The organism is Streptomyces sp. SA15, from assembly GCF_002291145.1.
Lineage (GTDB): Bacteria > Actinomycetota > Actinomycetes > Streptomycetales > Streptomycetaceae > Streptomyces.
Map to the genome: position 1 here is coordinate 109948 of NZ_NTGE01000150.1, position 22167 is coordinate 132114.

23 protein-coding genes are annotated in these 22167 nt (G+C 68.8%); 11 read left to right on the forward strand and 12 right to left on the reverse strand.

Going from position 1 to position 22167, the window contains the following annotated elements; translation table 11 throughout:
• Window positions 1-20 precede the first annotated feature (20 nt).
• Window positions 21-1109, reverse strand: a complete 1089-nt coding sequence (gene ychF, locus CLM62_RS34325) for a redox-regulated ATPase YchF (RefSeq protein ID WP_095753785.1) — start codon at window positions 1107-1109, stop codon at window positions 21-23.
• Between the two features lie 204 nt (window positions 1110-1313).
• Here ychF and CLM62_RS34330 point away from each other — a divergent pair, with 204 nt between their 5' ends.
• A complete protein-coding gene (locus CLM62_RS34330; RefSeq protein WP_095753786.1) occupies window positions 1314-1862 on the forward strand; it encodes a DUF6542 domain-containing protein in 549 nt (182 codons plus the stop codon).
• 66 nt (window positions 1863-1928) lie between these two features.
• Here CLM62_RS34330 and ppgK read toward each other — a convergent pair whose 3' ends face one another.
• Together ppgK and CLM62_RS34340 are read right to left on the reverse strand one after the other, a co-directional pair.
• Window positions 1929-2678: a polyphosphate--glucose phosphotransferase gene (ppgK, locus tag CLM62_RS34335; protein WP_095753787.1), complete on the reverse strand. Its 750-nt coding sequence runs from the start codon at window positions 2676-2678 to the stop codon at window positions 1929-1931.
• Window positions 2679-2728: 50 nt separating this feature from the next.
• The gene (locus CLM62_RS34340) at window positions 2729-3745 is read right to left on the reverse strand and encodes a 4-hydroxy-3-methylbut-2-enyl diphosphate reductase (RefSeq protein ID WP_095753788.1); all 1017 of its coding nucleotides are present in this window, start codon (window positions 3743-3745) and stop codon (window positions 2729-2731) included.
• Window positions 3746-3852: 107 nt separating this feature from the next.
• Between CLM62_RS34340 and xseA the strand changes: the two genes are divergently transcribed.
• From xseA to CLM62_RS34355, 3 genes are all read left to right on the forward strand, one after another.
• Window positions 3853-5061, forward strand: a complete 1209-nt coding sequence (xseA, locus tag CLM62_RS34345) for an exodeoxyribonuclease VII large subunit (RefSeq protein WP_095753789.1) — start codon at window positions 3853-3855, stop codon at window positions 5059-5061.
• A 33-nt stretch (window positions 5062-5094) separates the two neighbouring features.
• Entirely contained in the window at window positions 5095-5337 is a 243-nt protein-coding gene (locus CLM62_RS34350) for an exodeoxyribonuclease VII small subunit (RefSeq protein WP_095753790.1), read from the forward strand.
• A 151-nt stretch (window positions 5338-5488) separates the two neighbouring features.
• Window positions 5489-6079: a malonic semialdehyde reductase gene (locus tag CLM62_RS34355; protein WP_095753791.1), complete on the forward strand. Its 591-nt coding sequence runs from the start codon at window positions 5489-5491 to the stop codon at window positions 6077-6079.
• Window positions 6080-6205: 126 nt separating this feature from the next.
• Here the strand turns inward: CLM62_RS34355 and CLM62_RS34360 are convergent, their stop codons facing one another.
• Window positions 6206-6727: a DUF4245 domain-containing protein gene (locus CLM62_RS34360; protein WP_095753792.1), complete on the reverse strand. Its 522-nt coding sequence runs from the start codon at window positions 6725-6727 to the stop codon at window positions 6206-6208.
• 126 nt (window positions 6728-6853) lie between these two features.
• On the opposite strand from CLM62_RS34360, the gene glpX reads away from it, so the two are divergent.
• The gene (gene glpX, locus CLM62_RS34365) at window positions 6854-7888 is read left to right on the forward strand and encodes a class II fructose-bisphosphatase (protein WP_095753793.1); all 1035 of its coding nucleotides are present in this window, start codon (window positions 6854-6856) and stop codon (window positions 7886-7888) included.
• 78 nt (window positions 7889-7966) lie between these two features.
• Here glpX and CLM62_RS34370 read toward each other — a convergent pair whose 3' ends face one another.
• Window positions 7967-8344, reverse strand: coding sequence for a WhiB family transcriptional regulator (locus tag CLM62_RS34370; protein ID WP_095753794.1), 378 nt, complete (start codon window positions 8342-8344; stop codon window positions 7967-7969).
• 173 nt (window positions 8345-8517) lie between these two features.
• Window positions 8518-9225 (reverse strand): DUF1707 domain-containing protein, encoded by a 708-nt coding sequence (locus tag CLM62_RS34375; RefSeq protein WP_095753795.1) that lies wholly within the window; start codon window positions 9223-9225, stop codon window positions 8518-8520.
• A 155-nt stretch (window positions 9226-9380) separates the two neighbouring features.
• Here CLM62_RS34375 and CLM62_RS34380 point away from each other — a divergent pair, with 155 nt between their 5' ends.
• Window positions 9381-11048, forward strand: a complete 1668-nt coding sequence (locus CLM62_RS34380; RefSeq protein WP_179382353.1) for a fumarate hydratase — start codon at window positions 9381-9383, stop codon at window positions 11046-11048.
• 59 nt (window positions 11049-11107) lie between these two features.
• Here the strand turns inward: CLM62_RS34380 and CLM62_RS34385 are convergent, their stop codons facing one another.
• Both CLM62_RS34385 and CLM62_RS34390 read right to left on the reverse strand, forming a co-directional pair.
• The gene (locus CLM62_RS34385) at window positions 11108-11608 is read right to left on the reverse strand and encodes a PASTA domain-containing protein (RefSeq protein WP_095753797.1); all 501 of its coding nucleotides are present in this window, start codon (window positions 11606-11608) and stop codon (window positions 11108-11110) included.
• Window positions 11605-12120 (reverse strand): SigE family RNA polymerase sigma factor, encoded by a 516-nt coding sequence (locus CLM62_RS34390; RefSeq protein WP_257004241.1) that lies wholly within the window; start codon window positions 12118-12120, stop codon window positions 11605-11607. The genes CLM62_RS34385 and CLM62_RS34390 overlap by 4 nt, the downstream gene beginning before the upstream one ends.
• Window positions 12121-12266: 146 nt before the next feature.
• On the opposite strand from CLM62_RS34390, the gene CLM62_RS34395 reads away from it, so the two are divergent.
• The 3 genes from CLM62_RS34395 to CLM62_RS34405 all read left to right on the forward strand — a co-directional run bounded on the left by CLM62_RS34395 (window position 12267) and on the right by CLM62_RS34405 (window position 16913).
• Complete coding sequence (locus CLM62_RS34395) at window positions 12267-13652, forward strand: aspartate ammonia-lyase (RefSeq protein WP_095753799.1); 1386 nt, start codon at window positions 12267-12269, stop codon at window positions 13650-13652.
• 83 nt (window positions 13653-13735) lie between these two features.
• Window positions 13736-14431, forward strand: coding sequence for a DUF402 domain-containing protein (locus CLM62_RS34400; RefSeq protein WP_095753800.1), 696 nt, complete (start codon window positions 13736-13738; stop codon window positions 14429-14431).
• A 283-nt stretch (window positions 14432-14714) separates the two neighbouring features.
• Window positions 14715-16913 (forward strand): SpoIIE family protein phosphatase, encoded by a 2199-nt coding sequence (locus CLM62_RS34405; RefSeq protein ID WP_095753801.1) that lies wholly within the window; start codon window positions 14715-14717, stop codon window positions 16911-16913.
• 170 nt (window positions 16914-17083) lie between these two features.
• On the opposite strand, the gene CLM62_RS34410 is transcribed toward CLM62_RS34405, so the two are convergent.
• From CLM62_RS34410 to CLM62_RS34425, 4 genes are all read right to left on the reverse strand, one after another.
• Window positions 17084-17308: a hypothetical protein gene (locus tag CLM62_RS34410; protein WP_143659198.1), complete on the reverse strand. Its 225-nt coding sequence runs from the start codon at window positions 17306-17308 to the stop codon at window positions 17084-17086.
• A complete protein-coding gene (locus CLM62_RS34415) occupies window positions 17305-17757 on the reverse strand; it encodes a hypothetical protein (protein ID WP_095753803.1) in 453 nt (150 codons plus the stop codon). The genes CLM62_RS34410 and CLM62_RS34415 overlap by 4 nt, the downstream gene beginning before the upstream one ends.
• A 14-nt stretch (window positions 17758-17771) precedes the next feature.
• On the reverse strand, window positions 17772-17984 hold the full coding sequence (locus tag CLM62_RS34420) for a hypothetical protein (RefSeq protein WP_257004243.1): 213 nt from the start codon (window positions 17982-17984) through the stop codon (window positions 17772-17774).
• A 309-nt stretch (window positions 17985-18293) separates the two neighbouring features.
• A complete protein-coding gene (locus CLM62_RS34425; RefSeq protein ID WP_095753804.1) occupies window positions 18294-20600 on the reverse strand; it encodes a transglycosylase domain-containing protein in 2307 nt (768 codons plus the stop codon).
• Window positions 20601-20862: 262 nt separating this feature from the next.
• Here CLM62_RS34425 and CLM62_RS34430 point away from each other — a divergent pair, with 262 nt between their 5' ends.
• Window positions 20863-21828 carry an SPFH domain-containing protein gene (locus tag CLM62_RS34430; RefSeq protein ID WP_095753805.1) on the forward strand — a complete coding sequence of 322 codons (966 nt, stop codon included), beginning with the start codon at window positions 20863-20865 and terminating at the stop codon, window positions 21826-21828.
• Window positions 21825-22124 (forward strand): hypothetical protein, encoded by a 300-nt coding sequence (locus tag CLM62_RS34435; RefSeq protein WP_095753806.1) that lies wholly within the window; start codon window positions 21825-21827, stop codon window positions 22122-22124. The genes CLM62_RS34430 and CLM62_RS34435 overlap by 4 nt, the downstream gene beginning before the upstream one ends.
• Window positions 22125-22167 lie beyond the last annotated feature (43 nt).

The window sequence follows — 22167 nt, forward strand, 5'->3', positions numbered from 1 at the left end:
AAGTGGAGTTAAGTCACCGGCTAGACATTGAAGCGGAACTCCACGACATCCCCGTCCTGCATCACATAGTCCTTGCCCTCCATCCGCGCCTTGCCCTTCGCGCGGGCCTCGGCGACCGACCCCGTCTCCACCAGGTCGCCGAAGGAGATGACCTCGGCCTTGATGAAGCCCTTCTGGAAGTCGGTGTGGATGACGCCGGCGGCCTCGGGGGCCGTGGCGCCCCTCTTGATCGTCCAGGCGCGGGATTCCTTCGGGCCGGCCGTCAGGTACGTCTGGAGGCCGAGCGTGTTGAAGCCGACGCGGGCGAGGGTGGCGAGGCCGGGCTCCTCGGCGCCGACGGACTCCAGGAGTTCCATGGCGTCCTCCTCGTCCAGTTCGGCGAGATCCGCCTCCAGCTTGGCGTTGAGGAAGATCGCCTCGGCGGGGGCGACCAGGGCGCGCTGCTCGTTCTTGAAGTCCTCGTCGACCAGCTCGTCCTCGTCGACATTGAAGACGTAGAGGAAGGGCTTCGTGGTCAGCAGGTGCAGGTCGTGCAGCGGCTCGGCGCGCTCGCTGCCCTGGACGATCCCGTGGCCGAAGAGCGTGTCGCCCCTCTCCAGGATCTCCTGGGCCTCTTCCACGGCCTTGACCTTCGGGGCGATGTCCTTCTTGATCCGCGACTCCTTCTGCAGGCGCGGCAGGACCTTCTCGATGGTCTGGAGATCGGCGAGGATCAGCTCGGTGTTGATCGTCTCGATGTCGTCCTTCGGCGAGACCTTGCCGTCGACGTGCACGACGTTCTCGTCCTTGAAGGCGCGGATGACCTGGCAGATCGCGTCGGACTCACGGATGTTCGCCAGGAACTTGTTACCCAGTCCCTCGCCCTCGCTCGCGCCGCGCACGATGCCCGCGATGTCGACGAAGTCGACGGTGGCCGGCAGGATCCGCTCCGACTTGAAGATCTCCGCCAGCTTCGCCAGCCGGGCGTCGGGGACGCCCACGACGCCGACGTTCGGCTCGATCGTGGCGAACGGGTAGTTGGCCGCCAGCACGTCGTTCTTGGTCAGGGCGTTGAACAGGGTCGACTTGCCGACATTCGGCAGACCGACGATTCCGATCGTGAGCGACACGGTTGCGACTTCCCGGAGTGAGAGGGCTGGAGAATGAGAGGACTGGGGGGAGGGGACGGTCGGCAGGCCCTGGGGGCCGGGCCGATCCACCAGTCTACGGCCTGCCCGCGCTCACCCCGGCGACGTGTCGAACGCTTGCCCAAGGCCCCCTCGACGGCGTGTCTGAGGGCCGATTCGACACATAAACCGACCTAAGTTGGTCCAGTGGAGCAACACAGGACCCGACCCCCGCAGTACGGACCGCGACGCGGCGGACGGCCGTCACTGCCCCCGCAGGCGGTCCGGGGTGGGGGCGGTGCGGCGCGCCGGCCGGCGGTCGTACGGCGGCCCGCTCCACCCCCGGTGCCGGCCGTACGCCGGTTTCCCAACCCCCGGCTGACCGGGCTGGGCGGCGGGCTGTTCTGCGGGGCGCTGATGTTCGCGCTCGGGTCCCTCGACGCGCTGCTGTTCGGCGCTTCGCTGACCGTGTACGGCGTGCTGTTCCTGCCGGTGTGCGTGCTGACGGCCGTCTGGGTCCGGCGCGGCGATCTGGTGACCGCGCCCGTGGTCGTGCCGATCGCCTTCGCCGTGGGGCTGCTTCCCGTGGCCGACAGCGGTGGGGGGCTGGGGGGACGGCTGATGGGCCTGGTGACGGCCCTCGCCACCCAGGCCGGGTGGCTGTACGGGGGGACGCTCATCGCCGGGCTCATCGCGACCGTACGGAAGGTGCGCCTGATGGCGCGCAGGGCTGCGGCACGCCGTCGGCCAGCGTGACAGTCGGCCGGTGGGACAGTCGGCTGGTCGGACAGCCAGCCGGTCGGACAGCCATAGGACCGTCGCCTACGACTCCTTCGCCGCCTGCATCGCCGCGCCCACGATCCCCGCGTTGTTCAGCAGCTGCGCCGGGACGATCTCCGCCTTTATGTCCTCGATGTGGTGCAGGAACTTCTGGGACTTGCGGCTGACGCCGCCGCCGATGATGAACAGCTCGGGCGAGAACAGCATCTCGACATGGGCGAGGTACTTCTGGACCCGGTGGTGGGCCCAGTACTCCCACGTCAGCTCCTCGTCCTCCTTGGCCTTGCTGGAGGCCCGCTTCTCCGCGTCGTGGCCGTGCAGCTCCAGGTGGCCCAGTTCGGTGTTCGGCACGAGGACGCCGTCGACGAAGAGGGCGCTGCCGATGCCCGTGCCGAAGGTGAGCAGAACGACTGTGCCCCGGCGGTCCCGGCCCGCGCCGAAGCTCATCTCGGCCACGCCCGCCGCGTCCGCGTCATTGACCACCGTCACCGGCAGGCCGCCCAGGCGCTCGCTGAACAACGCGCGCGCGTCCGTGTCGATCCAGCTCTTGTCGACGTTCGCCGCCGTACGGATCGTGGCCCCGCCCGTGACCACTCCCGGGAAGGTGAGCCCGACCGGTCCCGTCCAGCCGAAGTGCTCGACGACCTGTCTCACGCCGTCCGCCACGGAGTCCGGCGTCGCCGGGTGCGGAGTCAGCACCTTGAAACGCTCGTCCGCCAGGTCGCCCCTGTCCAGGTCCACAGGGGCGCCCTTGATCCCGGATCCACCGATGTCCACGCCGAAGATCTGCATGGCTCTACGTTACGTCGGACGACTGACAGTCATTCCGCCAGAGGTGGCTCTCATCCGGCGGACGCACCGGATCCACCGCGTTCCTCCACCAGCGCCGCCGCTTCCTCACGCAGGTCGCGGCGCAGCTCCTTGGGGAGGGAGAAGGTGATGGACTCCTCGGCCGCCTTGACGAGCTCGACGTCCTCGTAGCCGCGCTGCGACAGCCATTCCAGGACCTGCTCGACCAGGACTTCCGGCACCGAGGCGCCGGAGGTGACGCCGACCGTGGACACGCCCTCGAGCCAGGCCTCGTCGATCTCGTCGGCGAAGTCCACGAGGTACGCCTCACGCGCACCCGCCAGCTTGGCGACCTCGACCAGCCGCTTGGAGTTGGAGGAGTTGCGGGAGCCGACGACGATCACCAGCTCGGCCTCGGCGCCCATCTGCTTGACCGCGAGCTGGCGGTTCTGCGTGGCGTAGCAGATGTCGTCGCTGGGCGGGGAGATGAGCTGTGGGAACTTCTCCTTCAGGGCGTCGACGGTCTCCATGGTCTCGTCGACGGAGAGCGTCGTCTGCGAGAGCCAGACGACCTTGGACGGGTCGCGGACCTCGACCTTGGAGACGTCGCCGGGGCCGTCGACGAGCTGGATGTGGTCGGGGGCCTCGCCGGAGGTGCCGATGACCTCCTCGTGGCCCTCGTGGCCGATCAGGAGGATGTCGTAGTCGTCACCCGCGAAGCGGACGGCTTCCTTGTGGACCTTGGTGACCAGCGGGCAGGTCGCGTCGATGGTGGCGAGCCGGCCGCGCTCGGCCTCTTCGTGGACGGTCGGGGCCACGCCGTGCGCGGAGAACATGACGATGTTGCCCGGGGGCACCTCTTCGGTCCGTTCGACGAAGACGGCGCCCTTCTTCTCCAGGGTCTGCACGACGTACTTGTTGTGGACGATCTCGTGGCGGACATACACCGGAGCGCCGTACTGCTCCAGGGCTTTCTCGACGGCGATCACGGCGCGGTCCACACCCGCGCAGTAGCCACGGGGGGCGGCGAGCAGGACACGGCGGCCAGGCGAAGCAGTCATGCACCCCATCGTAAGGCCGCGATCGGACGGTCAGAGATCGCACGTGTGTCGGGTTGGTGGCGAGACGGAAGCCGGGATGGCGGGGCGTTGTCGTACGTGGCCGTTACTCTCGCGGCATGGCTGTCAATACGTCCGCGGAGTCTCCCCTGCCCGTCGGTGAGGTGTCGCGGCTCATCGGGGGCTGGATCGACCGGCTCGGGGCGGTGTGGGTCGAGGGGCAGATCACGCAGCTGTCGCGGCGGCCGGGCGCGGGCGTCGTGTTTCTGACGCTGCGTGATCCGTCGTACGACATCTCCGTCAGCGTCACCTGCTATCGCCAGGTGTTCGACGCCGTCGCCGATGTGGTGAGCGAGGGGGCGCGGGTCGTCGTACTGGCGAAGCCCGAGTGGTACGCGCCGCGTGGGCAGCTGTCCCTGCGGGCCGCCGAGATAAGGCCCGTGGGGGTCGGAGAACTGCTCGCGCGCCTCGAGCAGTTGAAGAAGTCCCTTGCCGCCGAGGGGCTGTTCGCGCCGGAGCGGAAGAAGCCGCTGCCCTTCCTGCCCCAGCTCATCGGCCTGGTCTGCGGGCGGGCCTCCGCCGCCGAGCGGGACGTCCTGGAGAACGCCCGGCACCGCTGGCCCGCCGTCCGCTTCGAGGTGCGCAACGTCGCCGTGCAGGGCGTGCACGCCGTGCCGCAGGTCGTGCAGGCAGTGAAGGAGCTCGACGCGATCGACGGCGTGGATGTGATCATCGTCGCGCGTGGGGGCGGCAGCGTGGAGGACCTGCTGCCCTTCTCCGACGAGCAGCTGATCAGAACCGTCGCAGGCTGTCGTACGCCCGTCGTGTCCGCCATCGGACACGAGCCGGACAGCCCGCTCCTCGACCATGTCGCCGATCTGCGCGCCTCCACCCCGACCGACGCCGCCAAGAAGGTCGTCCCCGACGTCGGGGAGGAGTACGAGCGAGTACGGATGCTGCAGGACCGTGCCCGGCGATGCGTGGAGGCGTTCATCGAGCGGGAGGAGCGTGGGCTCGCCCAGGCCCTCGCGCGGCCGTCGATAGAGGATCCGCACCGGATGATCGACGAACGAGCCGATCATGTGGCGTCGCTCGTCGAGCGGACCCGGCGCTGCCTCGGCCATCACCTCGACCGCGCCGACTCGGAGCTGACGCACACGCACGCGCGCGTGGTGGCCCTCTCGCCGGCTGCGACCCTGAAGCGGGGGTACGCCGTGCTGCAGAAGGGCGACGGGCACGTCGTCCGCGACCCCGGCGAGGTCACGGCGGACGAGGTGCTGCGCGCGCGGGTTTCCGAGGGTGAGTTCGTGGTTCGAGTCGATGCATGAGGCACTGCATGAGGCACTGCATAGGGTGGGCGAATGACCAGCAAGGCGGATGAGGCGCTCGGGTACGAGCAGGCACGGGACGAGCTGATCGACGTCGTACGACGGCTGGAGGCGGGCGGTACGACGCTGGAGGAGTCCCTCGCGCTCTGGGAGCGCGGCGAGGAGCTGGCCAAGGTGTGCCGGCGGTGGCTGGAGGGGGCACGGGCGCGGCTGGACGCGGCCCTCGCGGAAGAGCAGAAGGCTGAGCGGGAGGAAAGCGCCGAGGAGACCGAGTAGCGGGCAGGCGACACCGAGACCCCGGAGTGTGAAGCAGATCACCACACCCCGGCCTTTGTTGAAGGTTGAACTTCATTCGCGTACCGTCGAGGACGTCAACCGGTCCCCGGTCCGTTTCCGGGTACGACACACATCCCGAGAAGGTTCATCCATGTCTCTCGTCCTTGACCCCACCGCCCAGGACCTGCTGTTCCGCGAGGCCCGTACCGCGAACACCTTCACCGACGAGCCGGTGACCGACGAGCAGATCCAGGCGATCTACGACCTGGTCAAGTACGGCCCGACCGCCTTCAACCAGACCCCGCTGCGCATCACCCTGGTCCGCTCCCCCGAGGCCCGTGAGCGCCTGGTGAAGCACATGGCCGAGGGCAACCAGCCCAAGACCGCCACTGCCCCGCTGGTCGCGATCCTCTCCGCGGACAACGAGTTCCACGAGGAGCTGCCGGCCCTCTTCCCGCACTTCCCGCAGGCCAAGGACATGTTCTTCGCCGAGCGCCCGGCCCGCGAGAACGCCGCCGGGCTGAACGCCGCCCTCCAGGCCGCGTACTTCATCATCGGCGTCCGCGCCGCGGGCCTCGCCGCCGGCCCGATGACCGGTCTCGACTTCGAGGGTGTCCGCAAGGAGTTCCTGGACGACGACCACACCCCGCTGATGGTCATCAACATCGGCAAGCCGGGCGAGGACGCCTGGTTCCCGCGCTCCCCGCGCCTGGAGTACGAGCAGGTCGTCACCACGGTCTGAGCACTTCGGCGGTCTGATCAGTTCGACGGTCTGATCAGTTCGACGGTCTGATCAGTTCGGCGGTCTGATCACTTCATGCGGGAGGCCCTCGGCAGCATCGCCGGGGGCCTCTCGCGTGCGTCGCGCTCAGGCCATCTTGAGCGCCTTGGCCATCTCCGTCAGCTGCTCGAACGAGCCCGTGCCCGCCACCACCGTCGTCGCGCCGTCACCCTCGTGCACCAGCGCGTCGTACCGGCCACCCGTGTACCGCGTCCACGTCCGGCCGTCGATCTTCTGGGTGGTTCTGGTCGCCTCGGCGCCCTGGCTCGCCTCGTCGATGAACTTCGACGGCTTCTGAGTCGACTGCTCTATCTGGACGTACTCACCACCGGGGGCCTGGAAGCCCAGGTGCCAGGCGTCGGAGTCGTCACCCTGGAAGCGGACGGAGGTCGCCTTCCACTCGGTGGGCAGGCCCTCGGGTGCGGCCACCGGGTAGGACGCCGCTCGGCGCGCCGTGAGCAGTTCGACGCGGTAGTCGACCTTCTTGATCTCCGGAGCGGAGTCGTCGTGCGGGATGAAGAGGTAGATGACCCCCGCCACGAGGGTGATCACGCCCATGGAGAGGATCATGTCCCGGGCCGTCTTCTGCTTACCGTTCGAACCTGCCACGTCCCTATCGTCGCAGGTGCCCCGGTCCGCTCATCCGTGGGGCCCCCTGCTCATTTTGTCTGCCTGACGATAGAGTCTGGTCCATACCCTCATCCGGCCGTCGTCGTATCAGAAAGGTGCGCTCCGATGACCGAGCATCATCATCTGCCGTCCGAACTCGAAGTCCCTTCCGAGGCTCCCGACCGCAACCTCGCCCTGGAACTCGTCCGGGTCACCGAAGCCGCGGCGATGGCCGCGGGCCGCTGGGTCGGGCGTGGCGACAAGAACGGCGCCGACGGTGCCGCGGTGCGCGCCATGCGGACCCTCGTCCACACCGTGTCGATGAACGGCGTCGTCGTCATCGGCGAGGGCGAGAAGGACGAGGCGCCGATGCTCTTCAACGGGGAGCGCGTCGGCGACGGGACCGGGCCGGAGTGCGACATCGCCGTCGACCCGATCGACGGCACCACGCTGACCGCGAAGGGCATGACGAACGCGATCGCCGTCCTCGCGGCCGCCGACCGGGGCTCGATGTTCGACCCGTCCGCCGTCTTCTACATGGACAAGCTGGTCACCGGCCCCGAGGCCGCCGACTTCGTCGACATCGACGCACCCGTCTCCGTCAACATCCGCAGAGTCGCCAAGGCCAAGCGGTCCACGCCCGAGGACGTCACCGTCGTCATCCTGGACCGGCCCCGGCACGAGGGCATCATCAACGAGATCCGGGAGACCGGCGCGCGCATCAAGCTGATCTCCGACGGCGATGTCGCCGGGTCGATCCTGGCGCTGCGCGAGAGCACGGGCGTGGACCTGCTGCTCGGCATCGGTGGGACGCCGGAGGGGATCATCTCGGCCTGTGCCGTGAAGTGCCTCGGCGGCACGATCCAGGGCAAGCTGTGGCCGAAGGACGACGAGGAGCGGCAGCGGGCGATCGACGCGGGGCATGACCTGGACCGGGTGCTGACGACCGACGACCTGGTGTCCGGCGAGAATGTCTTCTTCGTGGCGACCGGTATCACCGACGGCGAGTTGCTGCGGGGCGTGCGGTATCGGTCGGAGACCGCGACCACCGACTCGATTGTCATGCGGTCGAAGTCGGGGACGGTGCGGAGGATCAACTCCGAGCATCGGTTGAGCAAGCTGCGGGCGTACAGCGCGATCGACTTCGACCGGGCGAAATAGTCGCCGAAATAGACGCCTACGACGTAGGGGCGCCCCCGGTGCGGTGGGGGCGCCCCTCGCTTGTCGGTGTGACAGGGCCTAGCCCGCTGCCGCTATGCGGCCCGCTGCCCTCGCCGCCTTCTTCAGTTCCATGTCGCGGCGGCGGCGCCTCGCCAGGACTACGCGGCGTTCGGCGGCGGTGAGGCCGCCCCAGACGCCGTACGGCTCGGGTTGCAGCAGCGCGTGCTCTCGGCACTCGACCATCACGGGACAGCGGGCGCAGACTCGCTTCGCGGCCTCCTCGCGGGAGAGCCGGGCGGCGGTGGGTTCCTTGGAGGGTGCGAAGAACAGGCCGGCCTCGTCGCGCCGGCACACCGCCTCGGTGTGCCAGGGGGCGTCTTGGTCCCTGTCCCGCACTGGCACCCGCTGGGCCGGAACGGCAGCTACCTGCAGGGACGAATGCGGCGGTTGCAGCACGGTCTACTCCTGACGACGGCTTCGCGAGCGAGAGACGATGCAGCAAGGCCTACCCGCTGTGCGCGCGCCTATGCACTGAGTTCCGAACCGCTGGCCCCGGCTGCTTCCGCCTGCCCTCGTACGCGATCTGAGGGTCGACCTCTTTGCTTCCCCCGCGGCGGAATTCACAACCGTCAACGATCCAGATGCTTGCGCAAACTCTTGTCGACCTTGCGGTGCACGCGATCGAGGATGTCCGCGACCAGCTTGCCGCGCTTGGGCCGGCCCTCGATGTTGCCCAGCACGGCCCAGCCGTCCACATAGACGACGGGGGCGTCGGGGTCGGCCGAATCGAGCGTGTCCACCTCGAAGTTGCCGAGGACACCGCCGCCGGTGCCGCGCAGCGAGACGTTCTCCGGGACGCGGACCTCGACGTTGCCGAAGACCGAGATCGCCTTGATCACGACCTGCCGGTACTCGAAGATCGCCTCGCTGAGGTCGATCTCGACGCTGCCGAAGACCGCGTACGCGTGGATACGGCGGCCCGCGCGCCAGCGGCCCTTGCGGACGGCGCTGCTGAACACCGCGACCACGTTGTCGTCCGGGTCGGTGGGTATCGCGTCCGTGGGGCGGTGGGGGGCGGGGGTGTGGACGAAGGCGGCGCGGCGCTCGTGCGCGGCCGGCAGGTCCCGTATGAAGTTCTCCAGCTCACCGACCGTCTTGGCGCTCAGCACCCTCTCCACGCGCTCCGCGTGCTCGTCGGCGGTGAGGCGCCCCTCGGCGAGGGCCTCGCGCAGGATGTCGGCGATACGGTCGCGCTCGGCGTCCGAGGCGCGCAGCTCGGCGGCGGGCGGTGCGGTCTGCGGCTGATCCTGCGCTTCGGCGCGCTTCTGAAGGTCCACGGCAGCAGCGTACCGAAACGCGATAGATCGCGACTAGACCTGTGGACAACCAACTGAGGATTACCTCACAAGCTGCTTGTCGGCGGCAGGTTCTACGCTGGTGGGCGCCCGCCAGTGTCGGCGGGCCGCCGTCTGTCGAGTGAGGAATGGGCGAGATGCCTGAGTTCGCGTACACCGATCTGCTCCCCATGGGAGAGGACACCACCCCCTACCGGCTGGTGACCGCCGAGGGTGTCTCCACCTTCGAGGCCGACGGGCGGACGTTCCTCAAGGTCGAGCCGGAGGCGCTGCGCAAGCTGGCCGAGGAGGCCATCCACGACATCCAGCACTATCTGCGCCCGGCCCACCTGGCGCAGCTGCGCCGCATCATCGACGACCCCGAGGCGTCGGGCAACGACAAGTTCGTGGCGCTGGACCTGCTGAAGAACGCGAACATCGCGGCGGCGGGCGTACTCCCCATGTGCCAGGACACCGGCACGGCCATCGTCATGGGCAAGCGCGGGCAGAACGTGCTGACCGAGGGCGGCGACGAAGAAGCGCTGAGCCGCGGCGTCTATGACGCGTACAAGAACCTGAACCTCCGCTACTCCCAGATGGCTCCGCTCACCATGTGGGAGGAGAAGAACACCGGCTCCAACCTCCCCGCCCAGATCGAGCTGTACGCCACCGACGGCGGCGCCTACAAGTTCCTGTTCATGGCGAAGGGCGGCGGCTCCGCCAACAAGTCCTTCCTCTACCAGGAGACGAAGGCGGTCCTGAACGAGGCCTCCATGATGAAGTTCCTGGAGGAGAAGATCCGTTCGCTGGGTACGGCCGCCTGTCCGCCGTACCACCTGGCGATCGTCGTCGGCGGTACGTCCGCCGAGTACGCGCTGAAGACCGCGAAGTACGCCTCCGCGCACTACCTGGACGAGATTCCCGCCGAGGGTTCGCCGCTCGGCCAAGGCTTCCGGGACAAGGACCTGGAGGAGAAGGTCTTCGAGCTGACGCAGAAGATCGGCATCGGCGCGCAGTTCGGCGGCAAGTACTTCTGCCATGACGTGCGCGTGGTCCGCCTCCCCCGCCACGGTGCGTCCTGCCCCGTCGCGATCGCCGTCTCCTGCTCGGCCGACCGCCAGGCCGTCGCGAAGATCACCGCCGAGGGTGTCTTCCTGGAGCAGCTGGAGACGGACCCGGCGCGCTTCCTGCCGGAGACCACGGACGAGCACCTCGAGGCTGACAGTGACGTCGTCAAGATCGATCTCAACCAGCCGATGGACGACATCCTCGCCGAGCTCACCAAGTACCCGGTCAAGACCCGGCTGTCCCTCACCGGCCCGCTGGTCGTGGCGCGTGACATCGCGCACGCCAAGATCAAGGAGCGGCTGGACGCGGGCGAGGAGATGCCGCAGTACCTGAAGGATCACCCGGTGTACTACGCGGGCCCGGCGAAGACGCCGGAGGGTTACGCGTCCGGCTCCTTCGGTCCGACCACCGCCGGCCGCATGGACTCCTACGTCGAGCAGTTCCAGGCGGCGGGCGGTTCCAAGGTGATGCTGGCCAAGGGCAACCGCAGCAAGCAGGTCACGGACGCGTGCGCGTCGCACGGCGGCTTCTACCTCGGCTCCATCGGCGGCCCGGCCGCGCGCCTCGCCCAGGACTGCATCAAGAAGGTCGAGGTCGTCGAGTACGAGGAGCTCGGCATGGAGGCCGTCTGGAAGATCGAGGTCGAGGACTTCCCGGCGTTCATCGTGGTCGACGACAAGGGCAACGACTTCTTCCAGGACCCGGCGCCCGCACCGACGTTCACGACGATTCCGGTGCGGGGGCCGGGGCTGGTGTGATGCTGTGACGGGCGCCCGCCCCTGATGGGAGCAGGGGCGGGCGTCGTCTCAGCGTCGGGTCAGCCGGCGCAGATGGTGAAGTTGACCGTGTCGCCCTTCTTGACGGTCTTCGGGGCGTGCGGGGTCACCTCGAGCACCGAGCCCGGCTTGCAGCCCTTGACGGCCTTCTTGCTGACGGTGCCGAGCTTCGTCTGCGTCTTCAGGAGCTGCTGCTTGGCCAGCACCAGGTCAAAGCCCGAGAAGTCGATCGGGACGGTGCCGCCGTCGGAGAAACGGAACAGCATGGTGGTGGCGTCGCTCTTGGCAGCCGTGCTGCTCGCCGCCGGCTTCGAGTCGCCGCCCGCGACCGAGGTCGCCAGAGCAGTTCCCCCGCCCGCCACGATGACGGCGGCGGCCACGGCGGCGATGCCGACGGTCCGACGACGACGGGTGCGCCGTACGATCCGGGGCGCGTCGAACTCGGGTGCCTCGGCGGAGTCCGCGTAACGGTTCATGGCGTTCATCAGTTCCTCTTCGAAAGGTGTGCAGCCGGAAGGCCGCGCGTCGTCGTTCGAGGTCATCGGATTCCTTCCGTGTGCTGCCGTGATGAAGGGTCGGAGAGTGCGGGGAACTGGCTTCTGAGTTTCTCGATCCCCCGGGCGAGCTGCGAGCGGACCGTACTCGGCGAGATGTCCAGATCGGCCGCGATCTCGATGTCCGAGAGGTCGTGGAAGTACCGCAGCACCACCACTGTCCGCATCCGCATGGGCAATTGCTGCAGTGCGCGCACCAACTGGTCCCTGCTGTCGACCTGTCCGTACTCGTCGCCCGGGGCGGCCCGGTCGGGGCCGTCCGCCTGCGGAACCGTACGGCGGAAGCGGCGCCAGCGGTCGTTGGCCAGGTTGACCATGATCCGCCGCACGTAGGCGTCCGGGGCGTCCTTGTCGGAGATCGTGCGCCACTTGCGGCAGGCCCGCTCCAGGGTCTCCTGGACCAGGTCCTCGGCGGCGTCGCGGTTCCCCGTCAGAACGAGCGCACCCCGGAACAGCGCGGCCGACCTGGCGGCGACGAAACCGTGGAAGTCCGTCTCCACACGCTCCTCCCTTCCTGTCACCCCTCCTCGACGCGAACACACCTTCGTCTGCTGCACGGCCGCCATGAGACCTGGGTCACACGGCAACGTCACCCGAGTGGCCGAGCGCCCGGAACATCCCCGGCGCCCCGATCGCTGTACCTGGCATGAGCGACTACCGCATCGAGCACGACTCCATGGGCGAGGTCCGGGTCCCCGTCGACGCCAAGTGGCGGGCGCAGACGCAGCGGGCCGTGGAGAACTTCCCGATCTCCGGGCAGCGCATCGAGCGCGCCCACATCGAGGCCCTCGCCCGGATCAAGGGCGCGGCGGCGAAGGTCAACGCGCAACTCGGCGTGCTCGACAAGGACATCGCCGACGCGATCCAGGAGGCGGCGGACGAGGTCGCCCAGGGGCGGTGGGACGAGCACTTCCCCGTCGACGTCTTCCAGACCGGCTCCGGCACCTCGTCCAACATGAACACCAACGAGGTCATCGCCACGCTGGCCAGTGAGCGACTCGGCAAGGGCGTGCACCCCAACGACCACGTCAACGCCTCGCAGTCGTCCAACGACGTCTTCCCGTCCTCCATCCACATCGCCGCCACCGCCGCCGTCACCCGCGACCTCATCCCGGCCCTGGACCATCTCGCCGGGGCCCTGGAGCGCAAGGCCGAGGAGTTCGCGGACGTCGTGAAGTCGGGGCGGACCCATCTCATGGACGCCACCCCGGTGACCCTGGGGCAGGAATTCGGCGGGTACGCGGCCCAGGTCCGCTACGGCATCGAGCGGCTGGGCGCCTCCCTCCCCCGCCTCGCCGAACTGCCCCTGGGCGGTACGGCCGTCGGCACCGGCATCAACACCCCACCCGGCTTCTCCGCCGCCGTCATCGAGGAGGTCGCCCGGGTCACCGGGCTGCCGCTGACCGAGGCGCGCGACCACTTCGAGGCGCAGGGCGCCAGGGACGGGATCGTCGAGACCAGCGGACAGCTGCGCACGGTCGCCGTCGGACTGACGAAGATCGCCAACGATCTGCGGTGGATGGCCTCCGGCCCCCGGACCGGGCTCGCCGAGATCAGCCTTCCCGACCTGCAGCCCGGATCCTCGATCATGCCGGGCAAGGTCAACCCGGTCATCCCGGAAGCCGTCCTCATGGTGTCCGCGCAGGTCATCGGCAACGACGCCACCGTCGCCACGGCCGGCGCCGCCGGCAACTTCGAGCTCAACGTCATGCTGCCGGTCATCGCCAAGAACGTGCTCGAGTCCGTCCGGCTGCTCGCCAACGTCTCCCGGCTGCTCGCCGACCGGACCGTCGACGGGATCGTCGCCCACCGGGAGCGGGCCCGCGAGTACGCCGAGTCGTCGCCGTCCGTCGTGACGCCGCTCAACAAGTACATCGGGTACGAGGAGGCCGCCAAGGTCGCCAAGAAGGCGCTGGCCGAGCGGAAGACGATCCGTCAGGTCGTCGTCGAAGGCGGGTACGTCGAGCGCGGCGACCTCACCGTCGAGCAGCTCGACGAGGCGCTGGATGTCCTGCGGATGACGCATCCGTAACGGTCTCGGGAGCCATGACGTCCCCGGCGTGAACCGTGACGCGCGCCGCAGCGTCGTATGCCTATGGCACCTAATATCTGTGCATGGCGGACGGTGGAGCGGTGAGAGCCGAAGTGGAAGCAGGCGGGTCGGCGGTCTTCTGGGCGCCCGGGAGTCAGATCCTGTGGCGTTACCGGGAGAACGGCGGCGCGCGCTTCCACATCGCGCGTCCCGTCACCGTCGTCCGGGACGACAGCGAGGTGCTCGCCGTGTGGCTGGCTCCCGGCACCGAGTGCGTGAAGCCGGTGCTCGCCGACGGCACTCCCGTGCACGTCGAGCCGCTGGAGACCCGCTACACCAAGCCGCGGACCGTGCAGCGCGACCGGTGGTTCGGGACGGGTGTGCTGAAGCTGGCGCGGCCCGGTGAGGCTTGGTCGGTGTGGCTGTTCTGGGAGCCGGGCTGGCAGTTCAAGAACTGGTACGTGAATCTGGAGGAGCCGCTGGCCCGTTGGGGCGGGGGCGTCGACTCCGAGGATCACTTCCTCGACATCACCGTGGGCCCGGACCGCGGTTGGCAGTGGCGGGACGAGGACGAGTTCACACAGGCCCAGCGGGACGGCCTGATGGACGCTCAACTGGCCGGGAAAGTACGGGAGGCAGGGCGATCCGCGGTGGAGGTGATCCGCGCCTGGGGGCCGCCGTTCTCGGACGGCTGGCAGCACTGGCGCCCGGATCCGTCCTGGGGGGTACCGCCCCTGCCGGAAGACTGGGATCGTACGCCCGCGCACATGTCCACATGAGACCCTTGCTGCGCCCCGGGGCAGGAAACGTAGGATCGTCCTCCGCAAGGATGCGCAGTGGCAACTACCGGAAAGCACGCTGGGCTTGACCGATCGTCACCGAGGGGCGGCAGGACGTGAGCGAGGGGTACGAGGGCAACACCGGGACGGACCGTGAACGGTCCGTGGGTGGCACAGGAACAGCCTCTGACCACGCGGGAAATTCGTTCCTGGGACACGTATTCCGGGTATCGGGTCTTCGGCGGGACCAACTGCGCGCGCGGCGCGCAGCCCCGGACGACGGATGGATTCGACACGCGTGACGGAGCAGCCGACCTCCTTCGAGCGCCCCCAGACGGGCGCCGACCCCGCGGAGCCCCGCGGGGCGCTCGTGCGTACCTCGACGCCGCCCGCCCAGTACTCCGAGGCCGGTGCGCCTGCGCCGGGCGCGTGCGCCGGCGCCTTACCGCCACAGGCACGCGCCGGCGAGACACCGCCTTCCGGGCCCGGTACGACGACACCCGGCACAGCGACACCCAGCACAGCGACACCCAGCACGACGACATCGAGCGGTAAGGACACCAGACCCGTCGGTACCGACCCCGAGCACTCCCAGCCCGCCGCTGCCGCCGAGCCCGACACCCACCGTCCGCGGCCCGTCCCCGAGACCATCCCGGCCCAGCCGGGCACCGAGCAGGACCGGACGTCCCCGGACGGCGCCGGTGGCCCGGAGCGCCGTAGCGGACAGGGGCTGCCGCCCGGCCGGCCCACGCCGATGCGGCGGGACGGCGACCGGCTGCGGTTCGTGGGCGCCGCGACCCGGCGGATCGCCCGCGGTATCGACCTCGACGAGATCGTGATGGGGCTGTGCCGGGCCACCGTGCCGACCTTCTCGGACGCGATCCTCGTCTATCTGCGCGACCCGCTGCCGGTCGGCGACGAGCGGCCCGTCGGGCCCTTGGTGCTACGGCTGCGGCGCACCGACCGGCTGCGGCCGATCGGAGAAGGGGCCGAGGACACCGAGGGCGGGTTCACGTCCGCGTTCCAGCCGGAGCCGACCGAGATCTCGGAACTCGACACGCTCGGCACCGAGCTGTGCGAGGTACGGCCCGGCAGCGCGCTCGCCGAAGTGCTGCGCGGGGTGCGTCCCGTCTTCACGGACACGCCGGCCGCGCGCGCCGCGCTGCCCGAACTCCTGGGAGAGGGCGGCGAATTCGTCGTACCGAGCGGGCAGCGCGCCATCCTGGCCCCGCTGCGTGGCCGGCGCCGGGTGATCGGCGCCGCGCTGTTCCTGCGTCGCCCGGACCGCCTGGCCTTCGACCCCGACGACCTGCTCGTCGCCGCCCAGCTCGCCACGCACAGCGCGCTCGGCATCGACAAGGCGGTGCTGTACGGCCGCGAGGCGTACATCGCCGACGAGCTCCAGCGCACCATGCTGCCCGAGACCCTGCCGCGGCCCACGGGCGTCCGGCTGGCGTCCCGCTACCTGCCCGCCGCCGAGACCGCACGGGTCGGCGGCGACTGGTACGACGCCATCCCGCTGCCCGGCAGCCGCGTCGCGCTGGTGGTGGGTGACGTCATGGGGCACTCCATGACGTCCGCCGCGATCATGGGGCAGCTCCGGACGACCGCGCAGACCCTCGCCGGCCTCGACCTGCCCCCGCAGGAAGTGCTCCACCACCTCGACGAACAGGCCCAACGCCTCGGCACCGACCGCATGGCGACCTGCCTGTACGCCGTCTACGACCCGGTCTCGCACCGCATCACCATCGCCAACGCCGGCCATCCCCCGCCGGTCCTGCTGCACCTGGGCGGCCAGGCCGAGGTGCTGCGGGTGCCGCCGGGCGCGCCGATCGGTGTCGGCGGCGTCGACTTCGAAGCCGTAGAACTCGACGCGCCCGCCGGAGCGACCCTGCTCCTCTATACGGACGGGCTGGTCGAGTCGCGGCTGCGGGACGTGTGGACCGGGATAGAGCAGCTGCGGGAGAAGCTGGAAGCGACCGCACAGCTGACCGGGCCCGATCATCCGCCGCCGCTGGAAGCTCTCTGCGACGAGGTCCTCGACATGCTCGGCCCGGGCGACCGGGACGACGACATCGCGCTGCTCGCCGCCCGCTTCGACGGGATCGCGCCGAGCGACGTGGCGTACTGGTTCCTGGAGCCGGAGGACGCGGCGCCCGGCCGGGCGCGGCGGCTGGCGCGGCAGGCGTTGTCCCGTTGGGGCATGGAGGACCTCACCGACTCTGTGGAGCTGCTGGTCAGCGAGGTTGTGACGAACGCGGTGCGGTATGCGTCGCGGCCGATCACGTTGCGGTTGCTGCGGACCGATGTGCTGCGGTGCGAAGTCGGCGACGACGTGCCGCAGTTGCCGCGGTTGCGGCAGGCGCGGGTCACGGATGAGGGCGGGCGTGGGTTGTACTTGGTGAATCGGCTGGCCAGGCGGTGGGGGGCGACTCGGTTGAGTACCGGGAAGGTGGTTTGGTTCGAGCTGAATCGGACTTGAGAAGCCATCCGCTTTCCGAATGTGATCTACGGCGGCAACAAGGCCTCCTGGTAGTGCTCGGGTGGGATCGGTACCCGAGCTACCAGGAGGCCTTGCCGTTGCGCCGCGACCGGTTACCGAACCAGAGTGATCAGGTTCGATGCACCATTCGACGCCGGACGAGGATCAAGTCAGGTCTGCTGACCGGCGAGCCGCTTGGCAGCCGTGCGGCGTTTGGGCTGGAGGGGATCCACCAGGACGCCGGCGCCCTTGCCGGGGGTGTAGGTCCAGCCGCGAATCTTCTCCGCGACCCGAGTGCCGCGGTCGTCGACGACCTTCTCCATCTCCCAGCCGTTCTTCGACTGGATTCCGCTGGCACGACGTAGAACGGTGCGCCGCAGCATGTTTGCCGTCACTTGATTTCCTCCTTGCGTCGGGCGATCACGAATCCGGTGAGAGCTACAGCGCATATCCCCAACACGGCTACTGCTGGGTTGACGTACGAGGGGATGACTGCTTCGACCGTGTGTCCGTCACTGGTGCGGCATCCGAAACGCAGCGGGATGAACGAGGGAGCGTAACCAGTGAGTTGCTGCCTCATGCCGATCGCTGCGTTGCATGCCTGAGCCTGGGCCTGATCGTCGAAGAAGAGCAGGTGAAGTAGCCCCCAGGTGTACATGCCGACCATTGCGGCCCACGCCAGGGCCGCGGCGGACTTGCAGGTCGCCGCCGTTGTCCTGGCAGCCCTGGCGCGAATCAACAGCCTGACCCCGTACACGGCGAGCCATGGGGTGGCGATGATACCGACCAGCAACAGCAGGAGGGTGGCGACGGAGTCGTGGCCCGCGTACGGTGCGTCTCCCATGCGCCTTGCTTCCTTTACATGTGCCGGGAAATCGAGTTGTACTTCTCCATTACGTAGTACAGCCCCATCCTCTTCTTCGCCTCGGTGAACGCGGGCTCGTCAGGGCCCTGGTAGCGGCGCAGGATGTCGTAGATCTCAAGGTCGTTGTAGTTCAGACGCGGAGACCTCATCGCAGCCGAGTCGTCGTCTTCGCCGGGCTTCCCGTCGATGTCCCACATGTGGATCATGGCGACGCCCTCCTTTCCATCCCTTCTTCCTGTTTCCCACAGGCGCTATCAGCATCAGCCGGCCATTCAGTCGGACACCCGAATCCCCGACTGTATCTTTCGATACTGGCTCGGTTTCGAAAACTGATGTGAATCACGTCTACTGGTATGCGATCTGTGGGGCAGTGCGCGAATGTGGCGAACGCGGGCCGGCGCGGTAAGTCAGGAGAAACTCACCACGGCTCAGCGCCCGTTGGCTTCTCGGCGCAGGCCGGGAGTACAGGGGGAGATTGTGGGCGCCCGGCGTTGGCCGGGCGCCCTTTCTTGTCGCTACTGACCGTCGACCGGGTCCGTCGGATTGTCCTCCGGGATCTCCTCCACCGGCGGGGTCGTCGACGGGCTCGGCGGCGGGGTCGTCGGCGGCTTCGTCGTCGGGGTCTGCGTCGGCGGCTTGGACGTCGGGGGCTTCGAGGTGGTCGGTGCCGTCGTCGGGGGCTCCGTCGTCGGCTCCTGTGTCGGCGGGCGGGTCGGGGCCCGGGTCGGGGTTGGCTTCTCGGTCGGCTTGACCGCCGCGCCCTGGTCGGTGTCCAGGTCGAACTTGGTGTCCTCGGCCGAGACGCCGAAGGTGTACGCCGCCCAGATCTGCGCCGGGAAACCACCGCCGTTGACGCGGTCGAGGCCGGCCGCGCCGTACATCTTGGTCTGCGTGCGGGTCTTCGCGTCCTCGCCGAACAGGCCGACCGAGGTGACCAGGTCGGGCGTGTAGCCGGTGAACCAGGCGGACTTGTTGTCGTCGGAGGTGCCCGTCTTGCCCGCGACCGGGCGGCCGTCGCGCTTCGAGTTGTCCCGCACGGCCTTGCGTGCCGTACCGTCGTCGACCACTCCGGTCAGCACCGAGGTGACCGTGTCGGCCGCCTCGGGGGTGAGGACCTGGTCGCCGACCGGGTCGGGCATGTCGACCGTGCGGGTGTTGTGCTCGGCCGACTTGAGGATGGTCGGCGTGACTTTCCTGCCGTGGTTGTCGAGGGTGGCGTAGACCCCGGCCATCTGCAGCGGGCTCGCGCCCATGGTGCCGAGGGTCTGCGCGGGCACCGCCTTCAGGTCGGCTGTGTCCATGCCGAGCTTGTCGGCCATGGACAGCACATGGTCCATGCCTACGTCGACGCCCATCTGTGCGAAGACGGAGTTGATGGACTTGTTCATCGCCGTCTGGACGGTGACGTCGCCATAGTCCTTGTCGTCCTCGTTCTCCGGGGCGAAGCCGATGGCGCTGCCCTTGACGGGGCGCTTGCTGGTGCCGTCGTAGATCGTGTTCGCGGTGATCGGCTTGTCGTCCTGCGTCTTCGCCTTCTCCTCCAGGGCGGCGGCGAGAATCACCGGCTTGAAGGTGGACGCGGGCTGGTAGTCGGTGCGAGTCGCGTTGCTGATGTAGTGCTTGTAGTAGTCGACGCCGCCGTACAGGGCGACGATCTTCCCCGTCTCGGGGTCGACGGATACGGCGCCGGCCTGGATGTTCTTGTCGACCGACCGCTTCTTGGGGTCCAGCTTGCTGGTCAGTTCCGCCTTGACCGACTTCTCCAGCTGGGCCTGCCGCTTCTTGTCGATGTTGAGGGTGATGGTCCAGCCCTGGTCCTCGACCTGGGCCTCCGCCTCGGACTGCGAGATGCCCTGCTGCTCCATCAACTGCTGTTCGAGCTGCCGGTTGGCGAGGTCGACCAGGTAGCCCTTCTGGCCGTCCAGACCGGGCGCGCCCTGCGGATCCTTCGGCACCGGGAACTTCATGGCGTCGCGTTTGGCCTTGTCCAGCCAGCCCTCCTCGACCATGTTGTTCAGGACGTAGTTCCAGCGCTGCTTCACCAGTTTCTTGCCGGTCTCGCTCGCCGCCGCCCAGTCGTACTGGCTCGGCGCCTGCAACAGCGCGGCGAGGTACGCGCCCTGCTGGACCGTGAGCTTCTCGGCGTCGACGCGGTAGTAGGCCTGGGCGGCGGCCTGGATGCCGTAGGCGCCACGGCCGTAGTAGCTGGTGTTGATGTAGCCGGCGAGGATGTCGTCCTTGGACTTCTCGCGGTCCACCTTCAACGCGATGACCAGTTCCTTCAGCTTGCGCGTGACGGTCTGGTCCTGGTCGAGGTAGTAGTTCTTGACGTACTGCTGGGTGATGGTCGAACCACCCTGTTTGCCCTTGCCGGACAGCGTGTTGAGCAGACCGCGGGCCGTGCCCTTCAGGTCGACGCCGGCGTCCGTGTAGAAGGTTTTGTTCTCCGCCGCAACGAAGGTATAGCGGACGTCCTTCGGGACCTTGGACAGGTCCACGATCTCGCGGTTGACCTCACCGTCGCGGGCCAGGGTCGTGCCGTCGCTGTACTTGTAGACGTTGCTCTGGCGCTGCGCGGCCTGCGCCGCCGCGTTGCCGTTGGGTACCTCCACCATCAGGTACAGCGCGATGAACGCGCCGATGCCGAGCAGGCACAGGCCGAAGAACGTGCCGAGGATCTTCTTCCAGGTGAAGAGCCTGCGTATGCCGCTCTTCCCGGTCTTCCCGGTCTTGCCGGCCGCGCGAGACGAGCGGCGGCGGCTCTTGGGCGCCGCGCGGTGACCGCCGCGCTGGCGCGCTCGTCTCTCTTCCGCTCGTCCCATGGGTCCGTTCGCTCCGCTTCGTTCTCGGCAGTCACACAGGGTTCCTGGCTCACATCAGCTGAGAAAACTAACACCGCTTGATGTGACAAAGGGCGTTCGATCCGGTCTTTTACGGACGTGACAATCAGCACCCGCCTCCATGGAACCGACCATCGAGGAGGGGTCAGGGTTGCCGGGACGGGGTAAAGTGATATCACTTAGATAGACTGAAGCTATGAGCGGAGCCGGCCAGGGCTTCGCCGTAACAGAAACGGGGGACTCCATGTCCACGCACGACACGCCCACGCACGACACACCCACGCAAGACTCCGAACCCACCGCCGACGTACCCGAGATGCCCGCCCCGCGCGTGCGGGAGTTCGCCGCGCACAGCATCGGCGGCGGGCTCGCGCTGCTGTTGGGCCTGGCCGGACTGCTGCTCGGCATAGGCATGGTCGTGACCGCGACGGCGGTCGACGGGACCGGCGCCAAGGCCGGCCTGATCATCGGCGGCATCCTGGTCGCCCTCGCCGCGTCCCTCGCCATGTGCGGGCTGAACATGGTGGCGCCGGGCGAGGCCCGGGTCGTCCAGCTCTTCGGGCGCTACCGAGGGACGATCCGCGAGGACGGGCTGCGCTGGGTGAACCCGTTCACCTCCCGGACGAAGGTCTCCACCCGCGTCCGCAACCACGAGACCGCGGTCCTGAAGGTCAACGACGCCTACGGCAACCCGATCGAGCTCGCCGCGGTCGTGGTGTGGAAGGTCGAGGACACCGCCCAGGCCACCTTCGAGGTGGACGACTTCCTGGAGTTCGTCTCCACTCAGACCGAGGCGGCGGTGCGGCACATCGCCATCGAGTACCCGTACGACGCTCATGACGAGGACGGCCTCTCGCTGCGCGGCAACGCCGAGGAGATCACCGAGAAGCTGGCCGTCGAGCTGCACGCGCGCGTGGAGGCGGCCGGCGTGCACATCATCGAGTCGCGCTTCACGCACCTCGCGTACGCCCCCGAGATCGCCTCGGCGATGCTCCAGCGGCAGCAGGCCGGCGCGGTCGTCGCCGCGCGGCGGCAGATCGTCGACGGAGCGGTGGGGATGGTCGAGGCGGCGCTGGCGCGGATCTCCGAGCGGGACATCGTGGAACTGGACGAGGAGCGGAAAGCGGCGATGGTGTCGAACCTGATGGTGGTGCTGTGCGGTGACCGGTCGCCGCAGCCGGTCCTCAACACCGGGACCCTCTACCAGTGACGGCACCTTCCCAGGGGGGCTCCCCCAAGCGGCGGCCGCAGCAGCGCAAGCAGGTGCTGCTGCGGCTGGACCCGCTGGTGTACGACGCGCTGGCGCGGTGGGCCGGGGACGAGCTGCGCTCGGCCAACGCGCAGATCGAGTTCCTGCTGCGGAAGGCGTTGGCGGAGGCGGGCCGACTGCCCAAGGAGACGGGTCCGTTGCCTCGCCGGGGCCGGCCGCCGGGGAGCTCGCCGCCCGGAGGCTCGCCGCCCGGGAGCCCGCCGCCCGGAGGCTCGGGCCATGTAGCAGAACCGTGACAATGGGCCCCCACCTGCACCGCCGTATCCTCCGTCCCGATCT

Bases quoted from the DNA above. Each gene is read 5' to 3' on its own strand.
- ppgK (WP_095753787.1), bottom strand. From the start codon at position 2,678: ATGCAGATCTTCGGCGTGGACATCGGTGGATCCGGGATCAAGGGCGCC.
- CLM62_RS34340 (WP_095753788.1), bottom strand. From the start codon at position 3,745: ATGGGGTGCATGACTGCTTCGCCTGGCCGCCGTGTCCTGCTCGCCGCC.
- xseA (WP_095753789.1), top strand. From the start codon at position 3,853: ATGGCTGTCAATACGTCCGCGGAGTCTCCCCTGCCCGTCGGTGAGGTG.
- CLM62_RS34350 (WP_095753790.1), top strand. From the start codon at position 5,095: ATGACCAGCAAGGCGGATGAGGCGCTCGGGTACGAGCAGGCACGGGAC.
- CLM62_RS34355 (WP_095753791.1), top strand. From the start codon at position 5,489: ATGTCTCTCGTCCTTGACCCCACCGCCCAGGACCTGCTGTTCCGCGAG.
- glpX (WP_095753793.1), top strand. From the start codon at position 6,854: ATGACCGAGCATCATCATCTGCCGTCCGAACTCGAAGTCCCTTCCGAG.
- CLM62_RS34380 (WP_179382353.1), top strand. From the start codon at position 9,381: ATGCCTGAGTTCGCGTACACCGATCTGCTCCCCATGGGAGAGGACACC.
- CLM62_RS34385 (WP_095753797.1), bottom strand. From the start codon at position 11,608: ATGACCTCGAACGACGACGCGCGGCCTTCCGGCTGCACACCTTTCGAA.
- CLM62_RS34395 (WP_095753799.1), top strand. From the start codon at position 12,267: ATGAGCGACTACCGCATCGAGCACGACTCCATGGGCGAGGTCCGGGTC.
- CLM62_RS34400 (WP_095753800.1), top strand. From the start codon at position 13,736: ATGGCGGACGGTGGAGCGGTGAGAGCCGAAGTGGAAGCAGGCGGGTCG.
- CLM62_RS34405 (WP_095753801.1), top strand. From the start codon at position 14,715: ATGGATTCGACACGCGTGACGGAGCAGCCGACCTCCTTCGAGCGCCCC.
- CLM62_RS34415 (WP_095753803.1), bottom strand. From the start codon at position 17,757: ATGGGAGACGCACCGTACGCGGGCCACGACTCCGTCGCCACCCTCCTG.
- CLM62_RS34420 (WP_257004243.1), bottom strand. From the start codon at position 17,984: ATGATCCACATGTGGGACATCGACGGGAAGCCCGGCGAAGACGACGAC.
- CLM62_RS34425 (WP_095753804.1), bottom strand. From the start codon at position 20,600: ATGGGACGAGCGGAAGAGAGACGAGCGCGCCAGCGCGGCGGTCACCGC.
- CLM62_RS34430 (WP_095753805.1), top strand. From the start codon at position 20,863: ATGTCCACGCACGACACGCCCACGCACGACACACCCACGCAAGACTCC.